Genomic DNA, 26,399 nt, shown 5'->3' with positions numbered 1-26,399 from the left:
GTTACGGCGGTTATGGCGGGAAGGAAACACCCGGTTACATTCCGAACCCGGAAGTTAAGCTTCTCTGCGCCGATGGTACTGCACTCGGGAGGGTGTGGGAGAGTAGGTCACCGCCGGACAATCGTTATGTAGGGGGAGGCCCTCGACCAGTAGGTCGGGGGCTTTCCCTGTTTTGGCCTGCCATTGTTGGTGGGTGGGGCCTCACGCCGGGTGCGTGGGGTCCTTTTTTGTTATCGGGGGTTCTGCTGCTTGGCGTGGCGCTCCGGACCGCCGTCAAGGAAGCGGTCGCCCACCTCGTCGCACGGAGGCTGCCCATGGTGCCGGAGGCATGCACCGGCACCACGGGCAGCCGCATCAGCGACCCGTCAGCCGATCACCTCGATCATCTTGTCGGCGTCGCGGGTGAGGACCTGGCGCACGTCGGCGCGCGGGACCAGGGCCTGGTCGCCGACCAGAGCCTTGAACTCCCGCAGTTGGCGCAGCGCCTCGGCGTCCTTGCCCTTCGCCTCCGCGGTCCTCGCCTTGGTCAGCTCCTTGGTGAGCGAGGTGTGCGCGTCCAGGGACAGCCAGCTGGTGGCGCGGAACCGATCCAGCAGGTTCTGCATGTCCCGCAGCGACGTCGTGACCGTGAACTTCACGTTCGTGGTCACGCTGTTGCCGGCGTTGTCGTTCGCGGTCACCGACACCGTCTGCCGCGTCAGCGGGCGGGAGAACAGCGGCACGATCGTGTCGGACCGCAGCTCGTCACCCTCCAGTGTGCCCGACATGGTCTTCACGCCGGAGGTGGCGTCCACGGCTTCCCAGGAGATGCGCAGATCCTGCGCGTCGCCGTACACCTCGCCGTCGGACACGCCCGAGACCATCAGGGTGGGGCGGGTGCCGTCGATCTTCAGCACCGCCGCCTTCTCCTGCTCGGTCGTCCCCGCGGCGTCGCGGGCACGGTAGCGCAGCTCGTGGGACCTGTCACCGGTGACGACCACGGGCTCGCCGGCGTACGCCTTCCACTCCCCCTGGTCCAGGGAGTACTCCACGCGGGTGACACCGGAGGTGGCGTCCTGCGCGGTGAGGACCACCGGGACGTCGCCGTCGTTCCAGCCCTCGTCGTTGGGCGCCGCGAAGTCGGCGGTCGTCTGCGGCGCGAGCGTGTCGATCTTCAGGGTGCGGGAGCCAGGCTCCTCCACGTTGCCCGCGCCGTCGCGAGAGCGGTACTCCAGCTTGCGACTGCCGTCGCCGCTGACCAGGACCGGCTCGGTGTAGATGGTCCAGGCGCCTTCGTCGAGGCGGTACTCCGTCGCCGCCACACCGGAGCCGCCATCGGTCGCCGTCAGGGTGACCTCGACCGGCCCGGTGGAGTACCAGCCGTCCTCACCGCCCGGGTCGGCTACCTTGACCGTGGTCACCGGCGGCGTCTCGTCGTCCTGGGGGGCCGTGAGCCGGAAGCGCTGGTTGTCGGTGTCGGTGCAGTTGTACTGGACCACCGCGGCGCCGTCGGCCTGGGACACGCCGTTGACGTCCACGCACAGCCCGCTGGCCGCCGAGGTGATCTTGTATACCTCTCCTGCCAATGCCGGCTGGAACCGCTGGTGGATCTGGTGGGCGTGGGTGTCGGGGTGGCAGGTCCACTGGACGAGCTGGGTGCCGGCCGTGGTGGAGCCGCTGGGCACGTCCAGGCACTTGCCGCTCTTGACGTTCTTGAACTGGTAGCCGCCCGCGCTCAGCGGCATCGCCTCCCACTGCTGCTCGTTGCCGCCGGTCGCGCCCATCTGCACGATGAGTGCGTTGTCGGCCGTCGATGCGTCCTTGACCGCGACGTTCTTGCCGCTGTGCTGCGCGGTGAGCGTGTAGACACCCGCGTCGGGCCCGTCTCCGGCGCCCTCGCCGGCGAACTGGATCGCGTCCAGGTCGAAGCCGTTGTTGGCGCTGTTCTTGAAGACGACGTACAACGTCTGGGTACGCACGTCGGATTTCACCGGCACCGACGCGGTCATCTGGTAGGTGTCCCAGCCGCCCGTGGCCGGCACCGGCGTGGTGGCGAGCAGTGTGCCCGTCGGGGAGCCGGCGCGCAGCTCGATCGAGCCGCCGCCGTTCGGCGAGGACGCGCGGTAGGCCACCGAGTTCATCCCGTTGAGGTCCATCGGCGTGAAGGCGATCCAGTCGCCGTTGCTGATGTCACCGATGCGCTTGCCGCTCTCGGCGGCGCTCTGGTCGATCACCCGTACGCCGGACATCGAGGTGAAGTACTCGGCCTGCTTGCGCTTGGGTTGCAGCACCACCTTGGCGTATCCGGTGAGCGGGATGTCGCTCTGGTCGGTGTAGTGGGCGTTGATGACGTAGTAGAGGTTGGCGCCCGCCGGGTGTCCGCCGAGGTCGCTGGTGGAGATCGTGCCCTGGCAACCGGGGATCTCGGTGGTGTCGTGCTCGTGGTCGTCGTGGCCCAGGGCCGGATTGACGAACACCTTCTGGCAGTCGATCGTGCCGTCTTCTGGGTCGGTGACCGTCACCTTGTACGGCACGTCGGTGCCGAAGTCGATGAGGGTTCCGTTGACCGGCGCCTCCAGGGCGACCGTGGGCGCGGTGTTGCCCGCCGTGACCTCGATGTTCGCGAAGCCCTCCTTGCCCGTGGAGTCGGTCACCTTGAGCTGGGCGGTGAACCTCCCCGGCTCCTGGTACACGTGGGTGACCTTGGGCTCGGTGGAGTCGAAGGTTCCGTCACCGTCGAAGTCCCAGGCGAAGGTGATCGAGTCGCCGTCCGGGTCGTAGCTTCCGGCGCTGTCGAACTCCACCGACAGCGGCGCGGGACCGTTCGTGCGCGACGCCGCGCCCTTGGCGACCGGGGCGCGGGCACCGGCGGAGTAGTCGATCCGGTACAGGCCGGAGTCGTTGTTGCCGCCGCCGAAGGCGCTGCCCCACTCCAGCAGGTACATCGAGCCGTCAGGACCGAAGGTCATGTCCATCGGCTTGACGAAGGACAGGTTGGCCAGGAAGTCGTTGATCTTCAGTACCTTGTCGTCGGCGTCGCGGTGCACCTCCTTGATGTAGTTGCGCGACCACTCGTAGAAGAAGCCGACCCCGTCGAAGTAGGCGGGGAACTTGGTGGTGGACGGGTTGCCGGCCTCGTAGCGGTAGACCGGGCCCATCATCGGGGCGGCCCCGTCGGCGCCGAGCTCGGGGAAGACCGGCGAGGTGCCGTAGCCGTACCACATGATGGGCGCCTGGATCGGCGGCAGCTCGGTCAGGCCGGTGTTGTTCGGCGAGTCGTTGACCGGGGTGGTGCAGTCGAACTTGGGCCCGACGACCTTGGTGTCCGGGTTGTAGGGCGCGTACGGCTGGTTGTCACCGTGGCAGAACGGCCAGCCGTAGTTGCCGGCCTCGCGGATGACGTTGTACTCGACCAGCCCTTCCGGCCCACGCTCGGTGGTCGGAAGGCCGCGGTCGGGGCCGTAGTCGGCCATGTGCACGTAACCGGTCTTCTGGTCCACCGTGAACCGGAACGGGTTGCGGAAGCCCATCGCGTAGATCTCGGGCTTGGTCTTGTCGGTCCCCGGCGGGAACAGGTTCCCCTCGGGGATGTCGTAGCCGCCGTCGGCCTTCGGCTCGATCCGCAGGATCTTGCCGCGCAGGTCGTTGGTGTTGCCGGCGGTACGCGCGGCGTCCAGCATCTCCTCGCCGGGCCGCCAGTCGATCGGGGCGTAACCCTGCCAGTCGGGCGAGAGGTTCGGCGGCACGTCGTCACCGGTGCTCAGGTAGAGCGTGCCGTCGGGACCGAATTCCACCGCGCCGCCGGTGTGGCCAGGCTCGGGGAAGGTCCTGGAGCGGTAGGCGGGCACTTCCAGGATCTTCTTCTCGGTGTCCAGGTCGATGCCGTCGCCGCTCACCGTGAACCGGGAGAGCCGATTGACGTCCTCGGCGCTGTCGGCGGGCGACCAGTAGAGGTAGATCCAGCCGTTTTCAGCGAACTTCGGGTCGAGTTCCATGCCGATCAGGCCGTCCTCACCGCCGGTGTAGACGTTCAGGGTGGCGGCGGTGACGGTGGCGTGCGTGTCGGGCTTGAAGATCTTGACCTCGCCGCGCCGCTGGACGTAGAAGACGCGGCCGTCCGCGGCGACGTCCAGCTCCATCGGGTCGGCGGTGTTGTCGTCCAGCGTGATCTTCTCGAAGCTGCTGTGCACCGTGCCGCCGCAGTCGCCTTCCTCGACCCCCGCGGCCCAGCCGATGCCGCCCCGTACGTGCTCGCGGAACAGCGGCTCGGCGTACGCGGCGGTGTCATGTCCCATGGCGGTGGCCCAGACCTTGCCTCCCTCGGCTTTGCGGCACCAGGAGATCGGGTGGTCGGGCCCCATGGCGGAGCCGCCCGGGTCGTACGTCGTCTCGTCCGCGGTCACCAGGACGTGCACGTCGCCCCGAGGGTTGGGCGAGAAGTTGTACCACTCCTCCGGGCGCTCCCAGCGCAGCGGGAGGTTCTTCGTCGACGGGTGGACCCGGTCGGCGACCTTGGCGGTGCCCTGCAGCACGCCCGGCGAGTGGGCCGGCATGTGGGCTCCGCCGTTGACGAGGTCGTCCCACCAGGGGAAGTCGTTCTCGATGCCCATGTCCATGGCGTTGTGGACGGCCACGACGCCCTTGCCGGAGCGCACGAACTTCTGCAGGGCCTGGCGCTGGGCGTCGTTCTCCCAGACCATGCCGGAGTTCTGCAGCATGATCAGCACGTCGAAGGTGGCCAGGTTGGCATCCTCGAACGCGTTGGAGTCGGCGGTCTGCACGACCTCGAAGCCGTGCTCGGCCGCCATCTCCTCGACCATCTGGATGCCGGCCGGGATCGAGCTGTGCACGTATCCGACGGCCTTGGTGAACAGCAGAGCCCGGAAGGGCTCCTGGTGAGCGGCGTCGGCCTGGGCGGTGCCGGCCAGTGAGCTGAGTAACAGGATCGGGAGGAACAGGGCAGCCAACAATCGACGCATGTCGCATCTCCAGACGAAGGGTTGGGGGGTGGTGGAGTATGTGGCGACGGTCAGAGTGTGCGGAGGAACGCCAGCCCGCTTGTGGCGAGGTCGTCCTGAGTGGGGGACAGGGGCCGCCAGATGGAGGCCGCGGTGGCGATGGACTGGTTGTGGGCGGTGAACGACTCGATGACCAGAGGCCCGGCGTAGCCGGTGTCGCGCAGCGCCGCGGCGAAGCCGGGCCAGTCGAACCGGTCCTCGCCCGGGGTACCGCGGTCGGTACCGCAGACCTGCACATGCGCGACCCGTCCGGCCGCCGCGCGTACGGCCAGGGCCGGGTCCTTCTCCTCGATGTTCATGTGGTAGACGTCAAGGGCCAGGTCGCAGCCCTGGGGCAGGGCGTCGAGCGCCTGTTCGACGGTGTTGATCAGGCTGGTCTCATACCGGTTGAGCGGCTCGACGGCGATGCGCACGCCGCGCTCGGCGGCGTACTCGGCGACCGGCTCCAGGTTGCGCCGGAGCTCGGTGTACGCCGCGCGCCGCTCCTCGCCGGACATGCGCCACGTCCGCCCCACCGAGGCGTACGCGGGGCCGCCGATCACCGGCGAGCCGACGGCGACGGCCGCGTCCACGCAGTGCCGCAGGTAGTCCTGGGTCTCCAGGACGGTGCCTGCCGGCGCCGCCACGAGCTCCCGGCCCGGCGGCATGACGAGCACCACCGAGGCCCCCAGGCCGTGCCGGGCCAGCAGATCCGCGGCCCGGAGGGGATCCCAGTCGCCGGGCCGCTCGATCGGCAGCTCGATGACGTCGAATCCCCACCCGGCGGCCTGGGGAGCCAGGCGGGCCAGGTCGCCGTCGGTGAGCGGCGAGGTCCACACCCAGGTGTTCACTCCTATCGGGAACCCGCTCACCCCTTCGTCCCGCCCCAGTCCTCGGGGAAGCCGGGCAGGTTCTCGCAGCCGCACAGGGCATAGTGCAGCGGCGGCATGTCGGGCTGGAGGTAGGTGTCCAGGGTCTCCTGGGTGATCTTCGGCTGGGGCAGGTTCCACACCTTCGGCACCTCCTCACCCTTGAGGATCTTCAGGGCGGCGATGACCGGGGTGCGCCACTGGTAGGTGGGGTAGGTGGGGGCGATCGCGGTCAGGCCGTCGTCCTTCCACTTGCGCAGGAAGTCCTGCTGGTCCTCGCCGGTCATCGGCGGCACGGGCAGTCCGGCGTCCTCGAACGCCTCGGCGACCGCCACCGAGGTGGCGCCGGCGTCCATCCACACGCCGTCGATCTTGCCGTGGCGCTGGATGTAGTCGCTGACGATGCTCTTGCTCTTGGCGGCGTCGCCGTCGGTGAACTCCACGCCGACGACCTCCAGGCCGCTGGCGTCGAAGGACACCTTCGCGGCGGACCAGCGGGTCTCCAGCGCGTCCACGCCGGGGCTGATCCGCAGCGCCAGGATCTTCCCGCCCGCCGGCACCTTCTGCACGAGGAACTCCGCCGCGTCGGCGCCGAAGGCGTAGCCACCGATCGGCTTGATGAAGGTCACCGGGCAGTCGGTCTCCACGCCGCGGTCGAAGACGATGACCGGCACCTCGGCGCAGGCGCCCTTCACCGCAGGGGTGAGCGTCGCGGTGGTGTTCGGCGAGATGATCAGCGCATCGCACCCCCTGGCCTGCAGTTCGGCGATGTCGGAGATCTGCTTGTCGTCCTTGCCCTCGGCATCGAGCGCGGTGAACTTGGTGATCTCCTTGTGCAGTGCGGCCTCGGCCTGCATGGAGCGCCAGCCGACCTGGCGCCAGGGGTTGTTGACCGCGGCGTTGGAGAAACAGATCTCGTACGGGCCGTCCTTCTTGTGCTCGGCGGTGGAGGTCATCTGCGGCGCGATGGCCTGCTCCCAGGGCTTGTCCGCCGGGCCCTCCGGCGTCTGCGACCGCATGGCGAGCTGGGCGTCGTAGTCGGCCTGGACGAAGAACTTCGACTGGCTCCCCGTGCCGGCGGCAGGCGCGGAAGTGGACGGGGAGGCGGGGGCCTGGGTCGCGGTGGCCGTGGGCCTGTCGGAGGTGCAACCCGCGGCGAGCAGTGCCAGCGCCACCGCGGCGAGGACGAGCGGGCTAGGACGCGGCATGTGCGGCTCCTTTGTCCTTCTGGGGGATGAGGGAGGGAAGTCTCAAAGCTCCCGCCGCGACGGCGGCGATGATGATGACGCCCTGGACGGTGAACTCCAGGGCCCCCGAGATGCCGTACAGGTTGAGCAGGGTGAACAGGGCTTCCAAGGCGAAGGCGCCGGCCATCGCGGCGATCACCGTGCCGCGCCCGCCGCCGAGGACGACACCGCCGAGAACGACCGCGGTGATCGCCTGGAACTCCAGCCCTTGGCCGACCTGGGCGGAGACCCCGGCGAAACCACCGAGCAGGATCGCGGCGACGGCCGCGGCGAGCCCGGAGAGGACGAAGGCCAGGATCCTGGCCCGGGCGACCCGTACGCCGGACAGCGCGGCGGCGCGCTCGTTGTCCCCGGTCGCGACCAAGGTCCGGCCGAAGTCCGCGCGCATGAGCAGGACGGCGGCCACGGCCATGACCGTCAGCACCAGGCCGGCCCAGCCGGTCTCCCTGCCGAAGACGCGGAAGGCGTCGGACAGGGCGCCGCGCGGTGCGCCACCCGTCCACAGGAAGACGGCGCCCGACAGCACGAGCATCATGCCGAGCGTGGTGATGAACGACGGCACCCGCAGGATGGTCGTCACCACCCCGTTGACCAGACCCACCAGCAGCCCGATGGCGATCAGCAGGACGAGCACCGGCCACGTGGCGTCCTCGTTCCCGTCGAGCAGACGGGCGGCGACCACGACCTCGACCGTGACCAGGGAGCCGACCGACAGGTCGAACTCGCCGGAGACGATGACGAAGTACTGCCCCGCGGCGAGGATCACCAGCGGCGCGGCGCGGCGGAGGAAGGCGAGGAAGCCGGCGGGTTCGAGGAAGAACGGGTTGGCGACCGCGATGGCGGCCAGCAGCACGACCAGCACCGCGAGGATGGGCAGCGCACGTCTCACGACCTTCTCCTTCCGAGCATCCCGGTACGCCGGGCGTATGCGGCCACCGCGGCCACGATGACCACGCCGCGCACGACGTCCTTGACGAAGGAGTTCACTTCGAGCTGGTTGAAGACGCTGTCCAGGACGGCCAGCAGGAGCACGCCGCCGACCGTGCCCGCGATGCCGCCCCTGCCTCCGGCCAGCGCGGTGCCACCGAGTACGACGGCGGCGATGGACTCCAGGTCATAGCCGCCGTCGGTCCCCACGGTCGGGGCTCCGGCGCCGAGCCGGGAGGCCAGCAGGAGACCGGCGATTCCGGCGCACAGCGAGCACAGCACGTGCGTGACGATCACCACCCGGTCGGTGCGGACTCCCGAGAGCCTGGCGACCTCGGGGCTGCCGCCCACGGCGTAGACGCGGTAGCCGTACCTGGTCCGGCTGAGCAGGAACCAGGCGGTGAGCGCGACCGCGGCCCAGAGCAGGGCCGAGACCGGCACCGGTCCGATCCGGTCGTAGCCGAGGTGCTGGAAGGTCTCCGGCACGCGGCCTGCGGGGCCGTCGTAGAGGTGGTCCACCACGCCCTTGATGATCAGTGAGACGCCGAGGGTGGCGATGAACGCGTGCACCCGCAGCTTGGTGATCACCAGGCCGTTGACCAGCCCGACCAGGATGCTGACCGCCGCGACCGCGGCCACCGCGGGCACGATGCCGGAGTCCTGGCCGGCCATGACCTCCGCCGCGACCAGGGAGGTGAGGCTGATCAGGTACGCGACCGACAGGTCGAGCGACCCGGCCAGGATGGCCAGCGTCTGCCCCACCGCGACGATGCCGAGCGCCGCCGAGCGCTGCTGCACGCCGACGACGTTCTCCAGAGTGAGGAACTGGCCGCCGTCCAGGGCGACCAGCCCCCAGCCGGCCAGGATGACCACGGCCAGGGCCACGAAGACCACCCGGGTCGGGCCGCCAGCCGGCGCCGCCAGTCCGCCCTGGCGACCGGGGAGGGCGGTCACGAGGTCACCTCGCCGGCGGCCAGGCTCATGACGGCCTCCTCGGAGGAGCCGGCGGGAAGGGTGCCCACGATGCGGCCGTCTCGGAGCACCACGATGCGGTCGCTCATGCCGATCAGCTCGGGCAGTTCGGAGGAGATCATCATGATCGCGGCGCCCTCGCCGGCCAGCTCGCGCATCAGGTCATGGATGGCCGCCTTGGCGCCCACATCGACGCCGCGGGTCGGCTCGTCGAACAGCAGCACCTGCGGCGCGACGGACATCCATTTGGCGAGCACAACCTTCTGCTGGTTACCGCCGGAGAGGTAGCGGACCTCCTGCTCCTGGCGAGGCGGGCGTAATCGCACCCGTTCCAGCAATTCGCGCACGCCGCCGCGCCGGCCGCGGCCCGTGGCGCGGGCCACGAGGAGCGCGTTGTCGCGTACGGACTGGCGCAACGCCAGGCCCTCGGCCTTGCGGTCCTCCGTCACCAGGCCGATGCCGGCCCGAATGGCCGCGCGGACCGATCGCGGGCGTACCGGAGTCATCTCGCCTCGGGTGAACGGCTCGGCACCGAACAGCGCCTTGGCCAGTTCCGAGCGGCCGGCCCCCTGCAACCCCGCCACGCCGACGATCTCCCCGGCGCGAAGCTCCAGGTCGATGTCGTGCAGCCGGTCGTTGCCGCCGCCGGTGACCCGCAGGCGCGTCTCCCCAGCGGAGGAGGACCGGGGCGGGAAGTAGCTGCCGAGGTCGCGCCCGACCATGAGGCGGACCAGGTCGCCAGGCGTGACGTCGGCGGTGGGCACGGTGGTGACGAGCCTGCCGTCCTTCAGCACGGTCACCCGGCCGGCCAGGTCGAACACCTCGCGCAGCCGGTGGGAGATGTACAGCACGGCGATGCCTCGCTCCTGTAATCGGCGCACCAGCCGGTACAGGAGCTCGACCTCGTGCCCGGCGAGGGCGGCCGTCGGCTCGTCCATCACGACGATGCGGGCGTCCACCGACAGCGCCTTGACGATCTCGACGACCTGCTGCTGGGCGACTGACAGGCGCTTGACCGGCTGCCTTGGGCCGAAGGAGTCCACCTCCAGTTCGGCGAGGAGCCGGGCGGTCGCCGCGTCCATGGCGGCCCGGTCCACCATGCCGCGCCGTACGGGTTCGCGGCCGAGGAAGACGTTCTCGGCCACGCTGCGGTCAGGCAGCAGATTGAACTCCTGGTAGATGATCGCCACACCGGCACGCTGTGCCTCCAGCGGATGGCCGAACGACATACGGCGGCCGTCGATCTCGATCATGCCCTCGTCGGGGATGTGGACCCCGGCAAGGATCTTCATCAGCGTGGACTTTCCCGCGCCGTTCTCCCCCACCACCGCGTGCACTTCGCCGGCACTCACCGCGAGGTCCACGCCGGCGAGCACCTGGACACCCAGAAAGCGCTTTCCAATGCCGCGCATGTTCAGCATCTCGCCCCCTCCCCTGCCGATGCGGAGTCGGGGACGGGATGCGTGTGGAGGTGGGGGATGCGGCGGACGGGAAGAGAGCCGGCCCGTCGGTGATCGGCCGATGGTCGGCCAATGTCCTCCATGTTTCGGGATCGTAAATTGATGATCCGACGGTAGTCAAGCAAAAGTCGTTCTAGGCTCGACATATATAGCGATCTGATCGTCGAAAGCGGGGCGGACTTGGCACAGGACACGCTTGGCACGCTGCTCTCCATCCTGCGTGACGGTCAGCCCCGAACCCGGGCGGAGCTGGTCCAGCTCACCGGCCTGGCTCGCTCGACGGTCTCGCAGCGGCTCGACGCACTGCTCTTCCACCGCTGGATCGTCCCGGCGGAGCACGCGATCTCCTCCGGAGGCCGTCCCTCGACCGCGTTCGCCTTCAACCCGCGCGCCAGGATCGTGCTCGCCGTCGACTTGGGCGTCACTCATGCCAGGCTGGCCGTCACCGACCTGTCCGGCTCCATCGTGGCCGAGCGCACCTGCGATGTAGCGATCGCGCAGGGCCCAGAGCCCAGCCTGAACTGGCTGCTGGAGACCTTCACCGAGCTGCTGGCCGGGTGCGGCCACCGCATGGCCGACGTCTGCGGGGCCGGCGTCGGTCTGCCGGGACCGGTCGAGCACGACACCGGCCGGCCGGTGAACCCGCCGCTGATGCCGGGCTGGGACGGCTTCTCCGTCGCCGACTGGCTCGGCTCCAGGATCGGCGCCCCGGTGCTGGTCGACAACGACGTGAACATCATGGCGCTCGGGGAGCACTCGGCCGCGGGCCCGCAGACCGATCATCTTCTGTTCACCAAGGTCGGCACCGGCATCGGTTGCGGCATCATCTCCGGCGGGCGCCTCCACCGGGGAGCCCGGGGCGCCGCCGGCGACATCGGGCACATCCGCGTGCCGGGCTCGGAGGTGGTGTGTCATTGCGGTAACACCGGCTGCCTGGAGGCGGTCGCGGGCGGTGGCGCGGTGGCGGCGCGGTTGCGTGCGGAAGAGCTGGAGGCGGCCGACGCCCGCGATGTCGTCCGGCTCGTCCGGGCTGGCAACACCTGGGCCATTCGGCAGGTGCGGCAGAGCGGCCGGGATCTGGGCCTGGTCCTGGCGTCGATCGTCAACTTCTTCAACCCGACCGAGATCGTGATCGGCGGCGACCTGGCCGACGCGGGCGAGCACCTGATCGCGGGGATCCGCGAGGCGATCTACGGCCGCTCGCTGCCGCTGGCCACCCAATGGCTCAACATCCGCGCCAGCGACCTCGGCGCCTCCGCCGGCGTCACCGGCGCAGCCTCGATGATCATCGAGCATGTCCTCACGCCGGAATCCGTGGAGCAGTCCATCCGAAGCTGACGGACGGGTTCGATATCAGGCTGTCGATCGCCCCAGGCTCGCCGAGCGTGGCGGAAGACTCTTCCCGGCTAAAGGAGGTCGAGCACCTCCGACAGCGACCTCACCGCGGGGCCGGACCAGTCGGTTTCCCGGGAGTGGGCGTCGTTGCCGGCCCAGTCGTGGGCGCGCAGCATGTACGCCGTCATCCCGCACGAGGAGGCGCCGGTGAGCTCGTGGCCGCCGCCGTCGCCGACGTACAGGCACTCCTGGGGCACCGCGCCGAGACGGGCGGCGATCAGCGCGAACAGCTCGGGATCGGGCTTACGGCGGCCCACCTCGCACGACAGCACCACGCCGTCCACCAGTTCGGCCAAGGGCAGCGACAGCCATGACTCGGCGAGTTCGGCGCTGCAGTCGCTCAGCACGCCGACCGGCAGGCCGCGCGCCCGGATCTCGGTCAGCGTCTTCACGGCGTCGTCCCGCAGCAGGAACAGCTCCCGTTGCGCCGTCATCCGAGCCGCGCACGCCGCCGCGAGGGCCGCCTCGTCGACGTCGTGTCCACAGCGCCGTACGAGCTCGCGGAAGGTTTCTGTCAGCCCGCCCAGGGCCCCGATGGCACGCTCGGGGAACGACACGTCGAGCGCCGCCCGCCACGTCTCCACCGGGATCCCGAGCGGCGCCGCGCTCCGCGCCGCATGGTCGTCCCAGACGTGGCTCGGCGTGCTGGGTGTGAGAGTGCCGAAAAAATCGAAGACAACCGCGCTGACCGGCATGAGGTGACTCTACCGGGGTGCCGTCGCGTTGATCAGGCGTCCAACCAGTGGGGCCCGGCCCGGCGACCCCGCACAGAGCGGCGGGGTGGTCGCCGGGCCGGTTTTCGCGGGATGGGTTCTAGCGGAGCGAGACGCGGACGGTCGGGGACCAGCGGGTGCAGGACGATCGCTGGGCGAAGCCGCCCTTCTTGCAGAGCTGGACCACGGCCGACAGGGACGTGCCGCCGGGGTTGTTGAACGTCCACTTGCGGCTCGACCCCGGAGACAGCTCGCGCTGGCCGCCGGTGGTGAAACGGACGTTGTAGTGCCAGCCGGCCGCCGTGTTGGTGTATCCGCCGTAGTAGAGGACGACCTTGTCGGTGCACGAGTTGTACCGGGCGCCGAGGTACGGGCTGTCCGTGTACTCGAAACGGGTGGGATTGCGGCCGGTTTCTGTGCCGGTGCTGGAAACGCCGTCGCGGATGACGCAGCCGGCGGCGGCGGACGGCGCGGCGGTGGCCGCCACCAGGCCGGCGACCATCAGGGACGACGCCATCGCGGCGCCCAGGATCTTGGTTCCCCCCATGGGAGTTCTCCTCGGGTCGGAGCTTCGTTGCTCCGACTCTGCGAGAGCGGGGCGCTCGCGGCATGAGTACCCCATACTCAAAGTGCGCGAGGTCAGTGAACGCCCAGCGTGGCCACCGCGACCACGAGGAGCATCGTGCCGGAGACCGCCGAGACACGGCGCGCGGCCTTCGGGGTGCCGGTGAGGGCCCGGGCGGCCAGCGCGGTGGCGACGGCGATGAGCCCGTACATCAGCGCGCAGTTCACGACGTGGAGCAGGCCGAGCGCGGTGAGCTGGAAGCCGAGCGGAACGCCCGCCTCCGGCGCGATGAACTGCGGCATCAGCGACAGGTACAGCAGCAGCCCCTTGGGATTCAGCAGGGCCGTGAGCATGCTCTGCCGGAACACCGTGCCGGTCGCTTGCGGGGGCGCTCCGGAGATGGGGCCGGGGTGCTGCTTCCTGATGGCCGCCAGGGTCCTGATCGCGAGGAAGATCAGGTACGCGGCGCCGGCGTACCGCATCGCGGGCAGCGCGGCGGGGATGGCGCGAAGTGCGGCGGCGAGACCGGCGGCGGCCAGGACGGTGTGTACGAGGTAGCCGGCGCAGGCGCCCGCGACCGCCGTCAGCCCGGTCCTGCGACCCCCGCCGAGCGAGCGGGCCATGATGTAGAGCATGTCGGGGCCTGGAGTGAAGATGAGCAGCAGGTCCACGCCCAGGAAGAGCAGCAACAGCCGGGTGTCCACGAGATCCGCCTCCTTGGTGCGACGGTAGTCGAGGAGGATTGGCACACGATGGTGGATTCATGCTCGTCGCGGTGGTTTCGTGGCAGGATGTTGCGCCGTGGACAGGACTGACCGCAGGATCCTCCAGGAGCTGCAACGCGACGGACGGCTCAGCAACGCCGAGCTGGCCGACAGAGTGGGGCTGACGCCCTCGCCGTGCCTGCGCCGGGTGCGGCATCTGGAGGAGACCGGAGTCATTCGCGGCTACCGGGCGCTGCTGGACGGAGACGCGGTGGGGCGCGGGTTCCAGGCGTTCGTGACCGTGGTGATGAGGTACGAGGACCACGACACGGTGGCGGAGTTCGAGCGGCGGGTGTCGGAGATGGCCGAGATGGTGGAGGCGCACCGGCTGTTCGGCGATCCCGACTTCCTGCTGCGGGTGGCGGTGGCGGATCTGGCCGCCTATGAGCGCTTCTACTCCGAGACGCTCTCCGGGCTGCCAGGGGTGGCCCAGGTGACCTCGCATCTCGCGATGAAGATCGTGAAACCGGACGCGGGTCTGCCTGTGGCCGGTTGAGCTTCAAGAAAGGCCGCCATGAACAGGCTGGTCGAGGCCACGGGCAGGCTGGTTGGGGCTCATGGAAAGGGACCCGCACGGGTGGCACGGGTCCCTTTCGACGAAGCATCCCGGCAGGGCACGCCGGGGATCACGGTCGTCCCCGCCGTGGATTCAAGCGGGGTGGCGGTGGTCAGTCGGGCAGGACCAGGAGGGCGTCGCCGACGGCGCGTTCAGACCCGTCGGCGGGCTTGTTGACGACCTTCTTGCCGACCACCATCGCCGTCGAGCCGCCCCCGTCCAGGTTGATGGCGTGGACCGCGCCCAGCCACCGCATGAACTGCGCCGCCTCCACGAAGTTGGCCCCCACGGTCACCCCGGGCTGCCGTCCGTCCATGGTGGCCAGGATCAGGCTGCCGTTCTTGGTGGTGCCGAGCAGGGTGCGCGGGTGGCGGCGCAGGATCATGTTCATGGAGTCGTGCCCGTCACGCTTGGCGGTGATCTTCACCTTGCCGTTGCGTACGAGCCCGACGCCGCCCGCGATCACGTTGAGGTCGGGGGTCAGCTTGACCGTCTTCTTGGTACGCAGGTCGACGATCTTGGTGACGACCTCGATCGTGTAGTCCTGCCAGGCGTGCAGGCCGAGCCAGTCGGAGGCCAGGCCGTTGCCGTGCAGCACGCGCTTCCCCTTGGGCACCGCGGCGCCCGAGGTCCGCACGCCGACGACCTTGCCGTTCGCGTCGAGGACGACGTCGCTCCCGCCGGTGGGGGTCTTGGCTCCGTACTCCTCCGTGTACAGCACCAGTTCGTCCACCGCCGCGGCCCGGTTGACGCCCTTGACCTCGGCCCGCTCGCCGTCCTGCGAGACGGCGGTGACGGACGTCTCCAGCTCTGTGATCTTGGCGGAGCGGCCCCTGAGCACCACGGCCGAGCGGCCGGGAATGGCCTCGCTCAGGAGCCTGCCGCCCACCACGGACGCGCCGACGGGCTCGCCGCGCAGCGCCGGGGAGGTATGGATGTTGAAGAAGCCGCCGTTGACGCCGACCAGGGCCTTGCGGGCCTTGGCCATGGACGAGACGGCCTCCCGCTTGGCGACGCTGGTGCCGAGCGAGGCGACGTACGAGCCGCGGAACGTCTTCGAGTCGATCATGGCGACCTTGGCGTCCCAGGGCCCGGTGGTGTCGAGCCCGTCGTCGCCGAGGTAGTCGACCTTGACCTTCAGGCCCGCCTCCTTCAGCTTCTTGGCGGCCTTCTCGGCCTTCGTCTTGTCCTTGAGCGACCAGAGGCCGACGCGGACCATGTAGACGGTCTGGGATGGGGCGTCGGCCACGCTGGGCCTGATCACCTTCTGCAGGCTGGGCGTCTCCCCGGTGGCCTCCACCTCGGCCAGCGTGGCCTCGGCGGTCGAGAGCGTGCCGTAGTCACGGCCGCTCGGCATCAGGATGGTCACCGTGTAACCGTCGGTCGCCGAACCGGCCCGGACGGTGTGCAGGTCGATGCCCCGTGCCACGTTGGTCATGGTCTTGGTCGGCACGGAACGGCTGCCCAGCGGGAACTTCGCCGACGGGAACCGCACCGACGCCTGCTCCGCGATCGCGGGCAGCGTGGTGAGGGTGATCGCCGCGGCTATGGCCAGGCCGCCGGCGAGGGTGCGTCGAGACATGAACTCTCCAGAGGGCGGAAAAGGGACCGCACCATAGTGGCGAGATCAAGGTCTCTGAGGCAGGGGAACACGCTGAAAGGGTAAAGAGGTTACGAGATTGACATCGCGCGCGGATACCATTCGTGTATGAACCGCGTCTGCATGTGGTGGCGGCCGATAGACGGCCGCTGAAATCCCATGCGTGGGCCGTCCTGGAGACGGCCCTCTGAGCGTGCGGGTCCTCTCCTGACGGCATGATCTGGAGGAGAGACCGTAATGAACGACATCGTGCTCACGGGCGATCGCCCGACCGGGCGGCTGCATCTTGGCCACTATTTCGGCTCGCTGGCCAACCGGGTGAGACTGCAGGACACGTACCCGATGTACGTCATGATCGCCGACTACCAGGTGATCACCGATCGCGACCTGCCCGGCGACATCCAGCGCAGCATCACCGACCTGCTGCTCGACTACCTGGCGATCGGGCTCGACCCGGCCAAGGTGACGATCTGCAGGCACAGCGCGCTCCCCGAGCTCAACCAGTTGCTGCTGCCGTTCCTGAGCCTGGTGTCGGTGGCCGAGCTGAGCCGCAATCCCACGGTGAAGGACGAGATCGCGCACAGCTCGCAGGCGGCGGTGAGCGGCCTGATGTTCACCTATCCGGTGCACCAGGCGGCCGACATCCTGTTCTGCAAGGGCACGCTGGTGCCCGTCGGCAAGGACCAGCTCCCGCACATCGAGCTGACGCGGATGGTGGCGCGCCGTTTCAACGAGCGGTACGGCGAGGTGTTCCCGCTGCCCGAGGCCATGATGGGCGAACGGCCGCTGCTCGCCGGGCTGGACGGCGGCAAGATGAGCAAGAGCCGCGGCAACGCGATCGCCCTGTCGGCCACCGAGGACGAGACGGCCGCCCTCATCCGCAGGGCACGCACCGACTCCGAGCGGCTGATCACGTTCGACGAGACGCGGCGCCCCGAGGTGGCCAACCTCCTCACGCTGGGCTCCCTCTGCCTCGGCCGCCCGCCGCACGCCCTCGCGGAAGAGATCGGGTACGGCGGCGCCGCCGCGCTCAAGCGTCTGGTCACCGAGGCGGTCAACGAGTTCCTGCGGCCGATCAGGAAGCGCCGCCGCGAGCACACCGAGGCCGACGCCAGGCAGATCCTGGCCGAGGGGAACGCGCGTGCCCGCGAGCGCGCGATCCGCACGCTCGACGAGGTCGGGGCCGCGATGAGCCTCTAGCGGCGGGCGCCGGGGACGGCGGTCCTGGCCACGGCCAGCTCCGTCGTCACGGATCGCAGCAGGCGGCGGTGGCGCGGCCGGCGGAAGCCCGCCGTCCTGAGCATCGCGTCAGCGGGTCTGGTAGACCTTGCGCAGCGTCTCGTGGACGATCCACGTGGTCCTGGCGCCCTTCGCCAGCAGGCACACGTCTCCGGGGGCGACCTCGATCGTGGTGCCGCCCTCGACGGCGATCGTGGCGCGGCCGGACAGCACGACGAAGAGCTCGTCCTGCTCCACGTCCGTCACGACGCCCGGGGTGGTCTCCCGGATGCCGCACCCGCTGCCCAGCTCCAGCGACGACGTGGCGGGGTCGCCCGCGACGATCTGTTCGGGGGCGAGCTCGTCTGGGGTCAGCCGCACGTCGTGAACGGGCACGGAGAACGCCCCCGCGGTGGCCAGCATGCGGCCGAGGTCGGTCAGGTCGGGCATCAGCACATCAGACATATCGCTCATTCCAGCACATTTGCTCGACAAGCGCCGTGGAGGTCCCCCGTGTTCACCGGGTTTCCCTGCGGAACGACTCCAGGGCGAGCAGCGCCACGTGGAGCGACAGGCACGACTCGACGTCGTCGAGGTCGGTGTCGAGGATGCGTTCGAGGCGGCGCAGGCGGTCGTAGAAGGCCGGCCTGGACAGGTGGGCCTTCTGCGCGGCGACCGCCTTGTTGCGCCCCGCGTCCAGATAGATGCGCAGGATCCTGGCCAGATCGCCGCCCCGCTGCGCGTCGTGCGCAAGCAACGGCCCGAGCTCCCGCTCCGCGAACGTCTGCACCCTGGCGTCGTCGCGCAGCAGGTGCAGCAGCCCGCGCAGGCGCAGGTCGGGCAGCCGGTAGAAGGCCCGCCCGTCCGGCTGCCTGACCGCCACGTCGGCCACCTGCTCGGCTTCGAGGAAGCTGCGGCGTACGTCCTTGATGGACTCCACCACCGAGCCCGCCGCCAGCACGAACGACGAGCCTGGCCGCCACAGCACCCGCAGCCGGTCGGACAGCGCGGTCAGCGCGGGCTCGGCCCGGGCGCGGGGCGGCAGCGGCAGCAGGATCCCGACCCGGTCCTGGTCGAGCGCGCCGACCAGGGCGGGCAGGCGGGCGTCACGGCAGGCGGCGGCGGTCGCCTCGGCCAGCTCGCCGAGCTGCGCCTGGCCGTCCAGGGCCTGCTCCGAGGGGTCGGTCGGCCTGATGACCACGCTGATCAGCTTGCGCCCGGTGAGCGGCACGCCGACCGCGCGGGCGCGGGCGGCGGCCTCGTCGGGGTCGGCGTAGGCGTGGGTCAGGATGCCGGTGATGATCGTGCCGTGCGCCTGGCGTTCGAGCGACTCCTGGTGGCGTTCGAGTAGGCGGCCCAGGGCGAGCGTGGTGGCGGCGCGTTCGGCGAGAACCAGGTCGCGCGGCGACGGCGGCGAGTCGCAGAGCAGGATCAGCCGCCCCCAGTCCTGCCCGCGCGCCCCGACCGTGGTCACCAGCCACCCGGACGCCGGATCGTACGCGGTGCGCTCCTCCGGCGCGACGGCCCGCGACCTGGTCTCCCAGCCGGCCAGCAGGGTGCCCGCGTCGCGCCCTGCGGACTCGCAGGCCAGCACCTGGTGCGCGAGGTTCTCCAGCAGCACGGGCCGGGCCGAGAGCCTGGCCACCTGGGCGAGCACCTCGGCCGGCGAGGCGCCCTCGACCGACAGCTCGGTGAAGACCTCGTGGAGCTGCTCGGAGGCCCGCAGCTCCTCCAGCTGGATGTCGATGATCCGGGCGTGCACGGACTCGGTGATCTGCACGAACGGCGTCTCGCGGGCCAGCACGATGACCGGCAGGCCGTGGTCCTCGGCCGACTTGACGACGGCGCGCGGCAGCTCGCGGACGAACCTGCGGCCCAGCTCCACGATCAGGCCCGAGGCGCCGACGGAGGAAAGCTCGCCGATGTAGTCGGCGAGCTTCTCCGGGTCGTCGGGGAGCGCGACTCCCGTGGTCAGCACCAGCTCTCCGCCGCGGAGCAGGTGGGCGATGTCGGCGATCTCGCCGACGTGCACCCACCGCACCTTGGAGTCGAGCCGGTCGGCGCCCGCGACCACGCGCGGGCTGCCCCGGCGTACGGTCTCCAGGGCGAGGACGTCGGCGATGGTGGGCAACACGGGGCAGAGCCTAGTCGATCAGCCTGTAAGAACGGCAACGCAGCAATTTACACTTTGTCACTGGTTGTGATCCTCCTCCCGAAATTCCCTCTGGGGCTCCCGTACGCGCAACTCGACCCGGCGGATCTTGCCGGAGATCGTCTTGGGCAGTTCGCCGAACTCCAGCCGCCGCACCCGCTTGTACGCCGCCAGCTCCCGCCGGCAGTGCTCGAAGATCGACCGCGCGGTCGCCTCGTCCGGCTCGAACCCCGGCGCGAGCGACACGTACGCCTTCGGCACGGCCAGTCGTACCGGATCCGGCGCGGGCACCACGGCGGCCTCCGCCACGGCCTCGTGCTCCAGCAACACGCTCTCCAGCTCGAACGGCGAGATGCGGTAGTCGGAGGCCTTGAACACGTCGTCGGTCCGGCCCACGTAGGTGATGTAGCCGTCCTGGTCGCGGGTGGCGACGTCGCCGGTGTGGTAGTAGCCGTCGCGCATCGCCTCACCCGTTCCACCGATATATCCGGACATGAGGCCTAGGGGGCGGCGCTCGTCCAGCGGCAGGCAGATCTCCCCGTCGTCCCCGTGCTCGCCGGTGACGGGGTCGATGAGCACGACGTCGTAACCCGGCAGCGGACGTCCCATCGACCCTGGCCTGACCGGCTCGCCGGGCGTGTTGCCGATCTGCGCGGTGGTCTCCGTCTGGCCGTAGCCGTCCCTGATCGTGATGCCCCACGCCTTGGCCACCTGGTCGATGATCTCCGGGTTGAGCGGCTCGCCGGCGGCCACGGCCGCACGCAGGGGTGGCTTCCACGCCGTCAGGTCCTCCTGGATGAGCATCCGCCACACGGTCGGCGGCGCGCAGAACGTGCTGACCCGCTCGTCCCGCAGCAGTTCCAGCAACGCCGGTGCGGAGAAGCGCCGGTAGTCGTGGACGAGCGCGGTGGCCCCGGCGTTCCACGGCGCGAACACGTTGCTCCACGCGTGCTTGGCCCACCCGGGCGAGGACACGTTGAGATGCACGTCGCCGGGCCGCAGCCCGATCCAGAACATCGTCGACAGGTGCCCGGCGGGATAGGAGGCGTGTGTGTGCTCGACCAGCTTGGGCTGCGAGGTCGTGCCTGAGGTGAAGTAGAGCAGCATCGTCTCGTCCGCCCGTGTCGGAGCGTCCGGCGTGAAGTGCTCGCCCGCCTCACCGGCCTCGTGATACGGCAGCCAGTTGTACGCGTCGCCGATCGCGATCTTCGTGTACTCGCCACCGGTGAACTTCCCCGCGTCGGAGGCGTTGGCGATCACGTGGGCGACCTGGCCGCGCTCGATCCGCTCGGTGACGTCCTTGGCGGTCAGCAGCGTCGTGGCCGGGATGACCACCGCCCCCAGCTTCATCGCGGCCAGCAGCGACTCCCACAGCTCGGCCTGGTTGCCCAGCATGAGCAGGATCCGATCGCCCCGGTGCACCCCCTGCTGATGCAGCCAGTTGGCGACCCGGTTGGAGCGGGCCGACAGCTCGGCGAAGGTGTAGGTGACCGGGGCCGGGCCCACGATCTTGAGCGCGACGGCGCCGGGGGTCTCGGCGGCCAGCACGCCGTCGAACCAGTCGAGCGCCCAGTTGAACTCCGCGAGCTCCGGCCAGCGGAAGTCGCGCCGGGCGGTGTCGTAGTCGATGCCGGCGCCGAGGAGGAGGTCGCGGGCGGAACGGAAATCGCTCATGCCCGGATCCTGCTACGTCACCAGCCGCCGCTCAAGGCCGTCGAGCACCGACACGAGCCCGAAGTCGAAGCACATCTCGCGGACGGCCCGCGGATCGTCGTAGGTGTCCATGTCGATGCGCTCCAGGATGTCGGGGAACTGGGCGGCGGCCTTGACGACCGACGCGCGCATCTCGTCGGCGTCGTAGTCCTGGTCGGCCATCGCGGCGTTCCAGGCGACCTCGGGCAGCGTCATGCCGAAGACGTAGCCGGTGAGGGTGGCCCCGGCGTAGTCGATCTCCAGCCCGCCGAACCCGGCCAGCTTGAACATCCGGCGCATCTTGTCCGCGATGAGCAGCGCGTGCGGGCCGAGCGCGGGCATGCGGCCGAGCAGATCGGCCGACCAGGGGTGGCGCAGCATCACCTGGCGCATGCTGTGGGCCAGGCCCGAGGCGGCGTCGCGCCAGCCCGAGTCCTCCGGGTCGGGCAGGGTCATCTCGGCCCAGATCTCGTCGTAGGCCAGCTCGAGCAACTCGTCCTTGTTGGCGACGTACCAGTAGAGGCTGGTGGCGCCCGAGCTCAGCTTCGCGCCGAGCTTGCGCATGCTCAGCCCGCTGAGCCCCTCCTGGTCGAGCAGCTCCATGGCCGCGCCGACGATCTCTTCGCGGCTGCGCCCCGGGCTCGTGGCCTTGCGCGGCTCGCGGAGCCATACGGAGGAGAACTGCTTGGCGCTCATGTTCCCAGGATAAAACCACTCGCACGGTGTACGAGGGTTGTCGTACAGTGTGCGAGTGAATTCGAACACTGTACGAGACCCCCGCCGCTGGTGGATCCTTGGTGTCCTCTGCCTGGCGCTGCTGGTCCTTGTGGTCGACAACACGGTGCTCAATCTGGCCATCCCCTCCCTGAGTGAGGAGATGGGCGCGACACCGTCGGACATCCAGTGGATCATCGACGCCTACGTGCTGGCCTTCGCCGGCCTGCTGCTCACCTCGGGCAGCCTGTCCGACAAGTACGGCCGCCGCCGGTTCCTGATCATCGGCCTGGTCTTCTTCGGCGGCGCGTCGCTGCTCGCCGTCCTCGTCACCGAGCCCTGGCAACTGATCGCCGCGCGGGCCCTGATGGGCATCGGCGGTTCGATCATGATGCCGTCCACGCTGTCGATCCTGATGACCGTGTTCGACGAGGCCGAGCGGCGCAAGGCGATGGCCGCCTGGAGCGCCGTGGCCCTGGTCGGCATGGTGTCGGGCCCGACGCTGGGCGGCCTGCTGCTGGAGAACTACTGGTGGGGCTCGATCTTCCTGCTGAACGTCCCCATCGCGGCGATCGCCGTCGTGGCCGCCGTCGTGCTGATGCCCGAGACCCGCAGCGCCGGGCGCAGAATCGACCCCGTCGGCGTGGTGTTGTCCATCGTCGGCCTGACCTCGGCCGTCTACGTGATCATCGAGCGCGAGTGGAACATCCCCGTCATCGTGGTCGCGGTGCTCGCCCTGGGCGCGTTCGTGATCTGGGAGCGCCGGCAGACGCAGCCGATGCTGCCCCTCCACCTGTTCGCCAACCGCAACTTCAGCGGCGCGTCGTTCTCGATCCTGCTGATGTCCTTCGGCGCGGGCGCCGTGATGCTGATGCTCACCCAGTACCTGCAGTACGTCCTCGGCTACGGGGAGATGCAGGCCGGCCTGGCCATGCTGCCCTACGCCGCGGCCGCGGCCGTCTTCAACGGGGTGGGCGCGGGGCTCGGGCAGCGGGTGAGCAGCCGGGCGCTGGTCGGCGCCGGATTCCTGCTGCTGGCCGGGGGCTTCGTGGTCATGGCCATGACCACCGGTTACCCGTTCCTGGTCACCGGGCTGGTGATCATGGGCATCGGCGGCGGCCTGGCCGGTCCGTCCGCCTACGCCTCGCTCATGGCCGCCATCCCCGTGGATCACGCCGGTGTCGGCTCCGCGCTCAACGACACCGTCCAGCAGGTCGGGGTGGCGCTGAGCATCGCGATCCTGGGCAGCGTGCTGGCCGGGCGCTACACCTCCGAGATGCCGGCCGACCTGCCGGCGGCCGCGAGGGAGTCGATCGGCGCCGCGCACCCCATGGGCTTCGCCGAGGTCGCCAACGAGGCCTTCACCTCCGCCATGCACCTCGGCTCGTGGGTCGGCGCGGGGTTCTGCGTGGCCGCCGCGCTGCTGGCGGTCACCACGCTGCGCTCGGCCAAGCCCGCCGCCGCCCCCGAGCCGGTGCGGGCCGCATAGTGCATCCCTTAAGAGAAGGAATTACATCATGTAACCTGATTTGGCCGCATGCCGACAGGTTGCGGATAGGAGGACGAGGACGGGAACGGGATACTCGATAACATGTCGGAGCTACTCGCGCGCCACCGGGCAGTGATGCCGAACTGGATCGCACTCAACTACACCGAGCCCATCGAGATCGTCACCGGTAAGGGCAACCGCGTCGTCGACGCCGAGGGCAAGAGCTACCTCGACTTCTTCGCCGGCATCCTCACCAACATGATCGGGTACGACGTGCCCGAGGTGCGCGAGGCCGTCGAGCGCCAGCTCGCCACAGGCGTGGTGCACACCAGCACCGCCTATCTGCTGCGCGGCCAGGTCGAGCTGGCCGAGAAGATCGCGCGGCTCTCCGGCATCCCCGACGCCAAGGTCTTCTTCACCAACTCCGGCACCGAGGCCAACGAGACGGCGCTGCTGCTGGCCACGTACGCGCGTAAGAGCGACCAGGTGCTGGCCATGCGGCAGAGCTACCACGGGCGCAGCTTCGGGGCGATCAGCGTCACCTCCAACCGGTCGTGGAAGAACAACTCGCTCTCCCCGCTCAACGTGCACTTCCTGCACGGCGCCGACCGCCACCTCACCCAGTTCAAGGGGCTGTCGGACGCCGACTACATCAAGGCGTGCGTCGACGACCTGCGTCACGTGCTGGCGACCGCGGTATCCAACGACGTGGCGGCGCTGATCGCCGAGCCGGTCCAGGGCGTGGGCGGGTTCACGATGGCCCCCGACGGGCTGTTCGCCGCGTACAAGGAGGTGCTGGAGGAGCAGGGCATCCTCTTCATCTCGGACGAGGTGCAGACCGGCTGGGGCCGGACCGGCAGCGCGTTCTTCGGCATCCAGAACCACGGCGTGACGCCTGACATGATCACGTTCGCGAAGGGACTCGGGAACGGGTTCGCCGTCGGCGGCGTCGTCGCCCGCGGCGACCTGATGGACGCGCCGCACGCGGTGGGCCTGTCCACGTTCGGCGGCAACCCGATCTCCATGGCCGCCGCCAACGCCACCCTCGACTACGTGCTCGACCACGACCTCCAGTCCAACGCGGCGCGCACGGGCGCGATCATCCTGCGCGGGCTCAGGGAGGCGGCCGAGCGGCTGCCGGTCGTCAGGGAGGTGCGCGGCAAGGGCCTGATGTTCGCCGTCGAGCTGGAGACCCCAGCCCAGGCGGCCAGGTTCATGGAGGAGACGAAGAAGGCGGGCCTGCTGGCCGGCAAGGGCGGCCTGTACGGCAACGCCATCCGGATGGCCCCGCCCCTCACCCTCACGGTCGACGAGGCGACGGAGGGCCTGGGCATCATCGTCACCGCACTCGAGACCATCAACTCCGAAGCCAGCGACACAGGAGCGGCGGCTCAGTGAAGTCGGTCAATCATTGGATCAACGGCGCTCCGGTGGACGGGGACGGCACCCGTACCGCGGAGATCTTCAATCCGGCGACCGGTGAGGTCGCCGGCCACGTCGCGCTCGCCTCGGCCGCAGACGTGGACGCGGCCGTGGCGGCCGCCGTCGCGGCCTTCCCCGCCTGGCGGGACGCGTCGCTGACGAAGCGGGCGCAGGTGCTGTTCCGCTTCCGCGAGCTCATGTACGCCCACCGCGACGAGCTGGCCGGGCTGATCTCCGCCGAGCACGGCAAGGTGCACTCCGACGCGCTCGGCGAGGTCGCCCGCGGCCTGGAGGTCGTGGAGTTCGCCTGCGGGATCCCCCACCTGCTCAAGGGCGGCTTCTCAGAAGGCGTCTCGACCAGGGTCGACGCCTACTCGATGCGCCAGCCGCTGGGCGTCGTCGCCGGGATCACGCCGTTCAACTTCCCGGCCATGGTGCCGATGTGGATGTTCCCGATCGCGATCGCGTGCGGGAACGCCTTCGTGCTCAAGCCGTCCGAGCGGGACCCGTCCGCGTCGCTGCTCATGGCAAGGCTCTGGCAGGAGGCCGGCCTGCCCGACGGCGTGTTCGGCGTGGTCCAGGGCGACAAGGAGGCCGTGGACCGGCTGCTTGAGCACCCGGACGTGCGCGGCGTGTCGTTCGTCGGCTCCACGCCCATCGCCGAATACGTCTACGAGACCGGCACGGCGCACGGCAAGCGGGTTCAGGCGCTCGGCGGCGCCAAGAACCACATGCTCGTGCTCCCCGACGCGGACCTCGACCTGGTGGCCGACTCGGCGGTGTCGGCCGGGTTCGGCTCGGCGGGCGAGCGGTGCATGGCGATCTCCGTCGTGCTGGCCGTCGACCCGATCGGCGACGAACTCGTCCAGAAGATCGTCGAGCGCGTCGACAAGCTGGTGCTCGGCCCAGGCGACGACCCGAAGTCCGAGATGGGGCCGCTCGTCACCCGGGCGCACCGCGACAAGGTCGCCTCCTATCTCGACCTCGGCGTCGAGGAGGGAGCCAAGCTGGTCGTGGACGGCCGTACGGCGGCCGTGCTCGGCGGCGGCACGGCGGCGGGAACGCCGGGGTTCTGGCTCGGTCCGACCGTGCTCGACCACGTCCCGGTGGGCTCGCGTACGCACACGGACGAGATCTTCGGCCCTGTCCTGTCGATCGTGCGCGTCTCCTCCTACCAGGAGGGCCTCGGCGTCATCAACGGCGGCCTGTACGGCAACGGCACCGCGATCTTCACCAACGACGGCGGCGCGGCCCGGCGCTTCCAGAACGAGGTCGAGGTCGGCATGATCGGCATCAACGTGCCCATCCCGGTCCCGATGGCGTTCTACAGCTTCGGCGGCTGGAAGTCCTCGCTCTTCGGCGACACGCACGTGCACGGCACCGAGGGCGTGCACTTCTACACCCGCGGCAAGGTCGTCACCTCCCGCTGGCTCGACCCCTCGCACGGCGGCGTGAACCTGGGTTTCCCCACGAACGGTTGACGCGCACGGTCAGCGCTCCGGGAGGGACACGCGTCCCCTCCCGGGCCGCTCCCCGGTAGGCTCCAGCACACGGACAAGGGGGAACCCAAAGGGGGAGACATCGTGAAACGTCGTCGCACTCACGCCGTGGCGCTCGCCGTAACGGTGCTGGTCGCCGGCATGGGAGCGGCAGCCCCCACCCCCACGC

General features: G+C 69.9%; 20 protein-coding genes and 1 rRNA gene. 7 read left to right on the top strand and 14 right to left on the bottom strand.

Features of this window, described 5'->3' with window-relative positions; all coding sequences use genetic code 11:
• Positions 1-2: 2 nt before the first annotated feature.
• Positions 3-119: ribosomal RNA gene (gene rrf / locus ITP53_RS37485) — 5S ribosomal RNA — on the top strand.
• Between the two features lie 246 nt (positions 120-365).
• Here rrf and ITP53_RS37480 read toward each other — a convergent pair.
• The 6 genes from ITP53_RS37480 to ITP53_RS37455 are packed head-to-tail and all read right to left on the bottom strand — an operon-like array spanning position 366 to position 10,403.
• Positions 366-4,958: a ThuA domain-containing protein gene (locus ITP53_RS37480; protein WP_195900206.1), complete on the bottom strand. Its 4,593-nt coding sequence runs from the start codon at positions 4,956-4,958 to the stop codon at positions 366-368.
• 50 nt (positions 4,959-5,008) lie between these two features.
• A complete protein-coding gene (locus ITP53_RS37475; protein ID WP_195900205.1) occupies positions 5,009-5,848 on the bottom strand; it encodes a sugar phosphate isomerase/epimerase family protein in 840 nt (279 codons plus the stop codon).
• Entirely contained in the window at positions 5,845-7,053 is a 1,209-nt protein-coding gene (locus ITP53_RS37470; protein ID WP_195900204.1) for an ABC transporter substrate-binding protein, read from the bottom strand. Before ITP53_RS37470 ends, ITP53_RS37475 begins: the two co-directional genes overlap by 4 nt.
• Positions 7,040-7,981, bottom strand: a complete 942-nt coding sequence (locus tag ITP53_RS37465; RefSeq protein WP_328817026.1) for an ABC transporter permease — start codon at positions 7,979-7,981, stop codon at positions 7,040-7,042. The genes ITP53_RS37470 and ITP53_RS37465 overlap by 14 nt, the downstream gene beginning before the upstream one ends.
• Positions 7,978-8,973, bottom strand: a complete 996-nt coding sequence (locus tag ITP53_RS37460; protein ID WP_195900203.1) for an ABC transporter permease — start codon at positions 8,971-8,973, stop codon at positions 7,978-7,980. The genes ITP53_RS37465 and ITP53_RS37460 overlap by 4 nt, the downstream gene beginning before the upstream one ends.
• Positions 8,970-10,403 (bottom strand): sugar ABC transporter ATP-binding protein, encoded by a 1,434-nt coding sequence (locus tag ITP53_RS37455; RefSeq protein ID WP_407941374.1) that lies wholly within the window; start codon positions 10,401-10,403, stop codon positions 8,970-8,972. Before ITP53_RS37455 ends, ITP53_RS37460 begins: the two co-directional genes overlap by 4 nt.
• 228 nt (positions 10,404-10,631) lie before the next feature.
• Between ITP53_RS37455 and ITP53_RS37450 the strand changes: the two genes are divergently transcribed.
• Entirely contained in the window at positions 10,632-11,789 is a 1,158-nt protein-coding gene (locus ITP53_RS37450; protein WP_236051571.1) for an ROK family transcriptional regulator, read from the top strand.
• A gap of 68 nt (positions 11,790-11,857) precedes the next feature.
• On the opposite strand, the gene ITP53_RS37445 is transcribed toward ITP53_RS37450, so the two are convergent.
• From ITP53_RS37445 to ITP53_RS37435, 3 genes are all read right to left on the bottom strand, one after another.
• A complete protein-coding gene (locus ITP53_RS37445; protein WP_195900201.1) occupies positions 11,858-12,541 on the bottom strand; it encodes an HAD family hydrolase in 684 nt (227 codons plus the stop codon).
• 118 nt (positions 12,542-12,659) lie between these two features.
• On the bottom strand, positions 12,660-13,106 hold the full coding sequence (locus tag ITP53_RS37440; RefSeq protein WP_195900200.1) for a hypothetical protein: 447 nt from the start codon (positions 13,104-13,106) through the stop codon (positions 12,660-12,662).
• A 92-nt stretch (positions 13,107-13,198) separates the two neighbouring features.
• A complete protein-coding gene (locus ITP53_RS37435; protein WP_195900199.1) occupies positions 13,199-13,873 on the bottom strand; it encodes a LysE family translocator in 675 nt (224 codons plus the stop codon).
• 52 nt (positions 13,874-13,925) lie between these two features.
• Here ITP53_RS37435 and ITP53_RS37430 point away from each other — a divergent pair, with 52 nt between their 5' ends.
• Entirely contained in the window at positions 13,926-14,384 is a 459-nt protein-coding gene (locus ITP53_RS37430; RefSeq protein WP_195900198.1) for an Lrp/AsnC family transcriptional regulator, read from the top strand.
• Positions 14,385-14,556: 172 nt separating this feature from the next.
• On the opposite strand, the gene ITP53_RS37425 is transcribed toward ITP53_RS37430, so the two are convergent.
• Complete coding sequence (locus tag ITP53_RS37425; RefSeq protein ID WP_195900197.1) at positions 14,557-16,026, bottom strand: phosphodiester glycosidase family protein; 1,470 nt, start codon at positions 16,024-16,026, stop codon at positions 14,557-14,559.
• 255 nt (positions 16,027-16,281) lie between these two features.
• Here ITP53_RS37425 and trpS point away from each other — a divergent pair, with 255 nt between their 5' ends.
• Positions 16,282-17,244, top strand: coding sequence for a tryptophan--tRNA ligase (gene trpS, locus ITP53_RS37420; RefSeq protein WP_195900196.1), 963 nt, complete (start codon positions 16,282-16,284; stop codon positions 17,242-17,244).
• 108 nt (positions 17,245-17,352) lie between these two features.
• Here the strand turns inward: trpS and ITP53_RS37415 are convergent, their stop codons facing one another.
• Genes ITP53_RS37415 through ITP53_RS37400 form a run of 4 tightly spaced genes read right to left on the bottom strand, consistent with a single transcriptional unit; the run spans position 17,353 to position 21,802 of the window.
• Positions 17,353-17,727 (bottom strand): cupin domain-containing protein, encoded by a 375-nt coding sequence (locus tag ITP53_RS37415; protein ID WP_195900195.1) that lies wholly within the window; start codon positions 17,725-17,727, stop codon positions 17,353-17,355.
• 52 nt (positions 17,728-17,779) lie between these two features.
• A complete protein-coding gene (locus tag ITP53_RS37410; protein ID WP_195900194.1) occupies positions 17,780-19,396 on the bottom strand; it encodes a PucR family transcriptional regulator in 1,617 nt (538 codons plus the stop codon).
• 57 nt (positions 19,397-19,453) lie between these two features.
• Complete coding sequence (locus tag ITP53_RS37405) at positions 19,454-21,088, bottom strand: AMP-binding protein (RefSeq protein ID WP_195900193.1); 1,635 nt, start codon at positions 21,086-21,088, stop codon at positions 19,454-19,456.
• 12 nt (positions 21,089-21,100) lie between these two features.
• Positions 21,101-21,802 carry a TetR/AcrR family transcriptional regulator gene (locus ITP53_RS37400; protein WP_195900192.1) on the bottom strand — a complete coding sequence of 234 codons (702 nt, stop codon included), beginning with the start codon at positions 21,800-21,802 and terminating at the stop codon, positions 21,101-21,103.
• Between the two features lie 55 nt (positions 21,803-21,857).
• On the opposite strand from ITP53_RS37400, the gene ITP53_RS37395 reads away from it, so the two are divergent.
• The 3 genes from ITP53_RS37395 to ITP53_RS37385 all read left to right on the top strand — a co-directional run bounded on the left by ITP53_RS37395 (position 21,858) and on the right by ITP53_RS37385 (position 26,212).
• Positions 21,858-23,309, top strand: a complete 1,452-nt coding sequence (locus ITP53_RS37395; RefSeq protein ID WP_195900191.1) for an MFS transporter — start codon at positions 21,858-21,860, stop codon at positions 23,307-23,309.
• 102 nt (positions 23,310-23,411) lie between these two features.
• Entirely contained in the window at positions 23,412-24,707 is a 1,296-nt protein-coding gene (locus ITP53_RS37390) for an aspartate aminotransferase family protein (RefSeq protein ID WP_195900190.1), read from the top strand.
• The gene (locus tag ITP53_RS37385) at positions 24,704-26,212 is read left to right on the top strand and encodes a CoA-acylating methylmalonate-semialdehyde dehydrogenase (protein WP_195900189.1); all 1,509 of its coding nucleotides are present in this window, start codon (positions 24,704-24,706) and stop codon (positions 26,210-26,212) included. The genes ITP53_RS37390 and ITP53_RS37385 overlap by 4 nt, the downstream gene beginning before the upstream one ends.
• The last annotated feature ends 187 nt before the right edge of the window (positions 26,213-26,399 follow it).

This window comes from Nonomuraea cypriaca (genome assembly GCF_015645445.1).
Taxonomy (GTDB): Bacteria; Actinomycetota; Actinomycetes; order Streptosporangiales; family Streptosporangiaceae; genus Nonomuraea; species Nonomuraea cypriaca.
This window is presented reverse-complemented; position numbering and strand designations above follow the sequence as displayed.

Bases quoted from the DNA above. Each gene is read 5' to 3' on its own strand.
- ITP53_RS37440 (WP_195900200.1), bottom strand. From the start codon at position 13,106: ATGGGGGGAACCAAGATCCTGGGCGCCGCGATGGCGTCGTCCCTGATG.
- ITP53_RS37405 (WP_195900193.1), bottom strand. From the start codon at position 21,088: ATGAGCGATTTCCGTTCCGCCCGCGACCTCCTCCTCGGCGCCGGCATC.
- ITP53_RS37480 (WP_195900206.1), bottom strand. From the start codon at position 4,958: ATGCGTCGATTGTTGGCTGCCCTGTTCCTCCCGATCCTGTTACTCAGC.
- ITP53_RS37425 (WP_195900197.1), bottom strand. From the start codon at position 16,026: ATGTCTCGACGCACCCTCGCCGGCGGCCTGGCCATAGCCGCGGCGATC.
- ITP53_RS37455 (WP_407941374.1), bottom strand. From the start codon at position 10,403: ATGCGCGGCATTGGAAAGCGCTTTCTGGGTGTCCAGGTGCTCGCCGGC.
- ITP53_RS37400 (WP_195900192.1), bottom strand. From the start codon at position 21,802: ATGAGCGCCAAGCAGTTCTCCTCCGTATGGCTCCGCGAGCCGCGCAAG.
- ITP53_RS37415 (WP_195900195.1), bottom strand. From the start codon at position 17,727: ATGTCTGATGTGCTGATGCCCGACCTGACCGACCTCGGCCGCATGCTG.
- ITP53_RS37470 (WP_195900204.1), bottom strand. From the start codon at position 7,053: ATGCCGCGTCCTAGCCCGCTCGTCCTCGCCGCGGTGGCGCTGGCACTG.
- trpS (WP_195900196.1), top strand. From the start codon at position 16,282: ATGAACGACATCGTGCTCACGGGCGATCGCCCGACCGGGCGGCTGCAT.
- ITP53_RS37445 (WP_195900201.1), bottom strand. From the start codon at position 12,541: ATGCCGGTCAGCGCGGTTGTCTTCGATTTTTTCGGCACTCTCACACCC.
- ITP53_RS37390 (WP_195900190.1), top strand. From the start codon at position 23,412: ATGTCGGAGCTACTCGCGCGCCACCGGGCAGTGATGCCGAACTGGATC.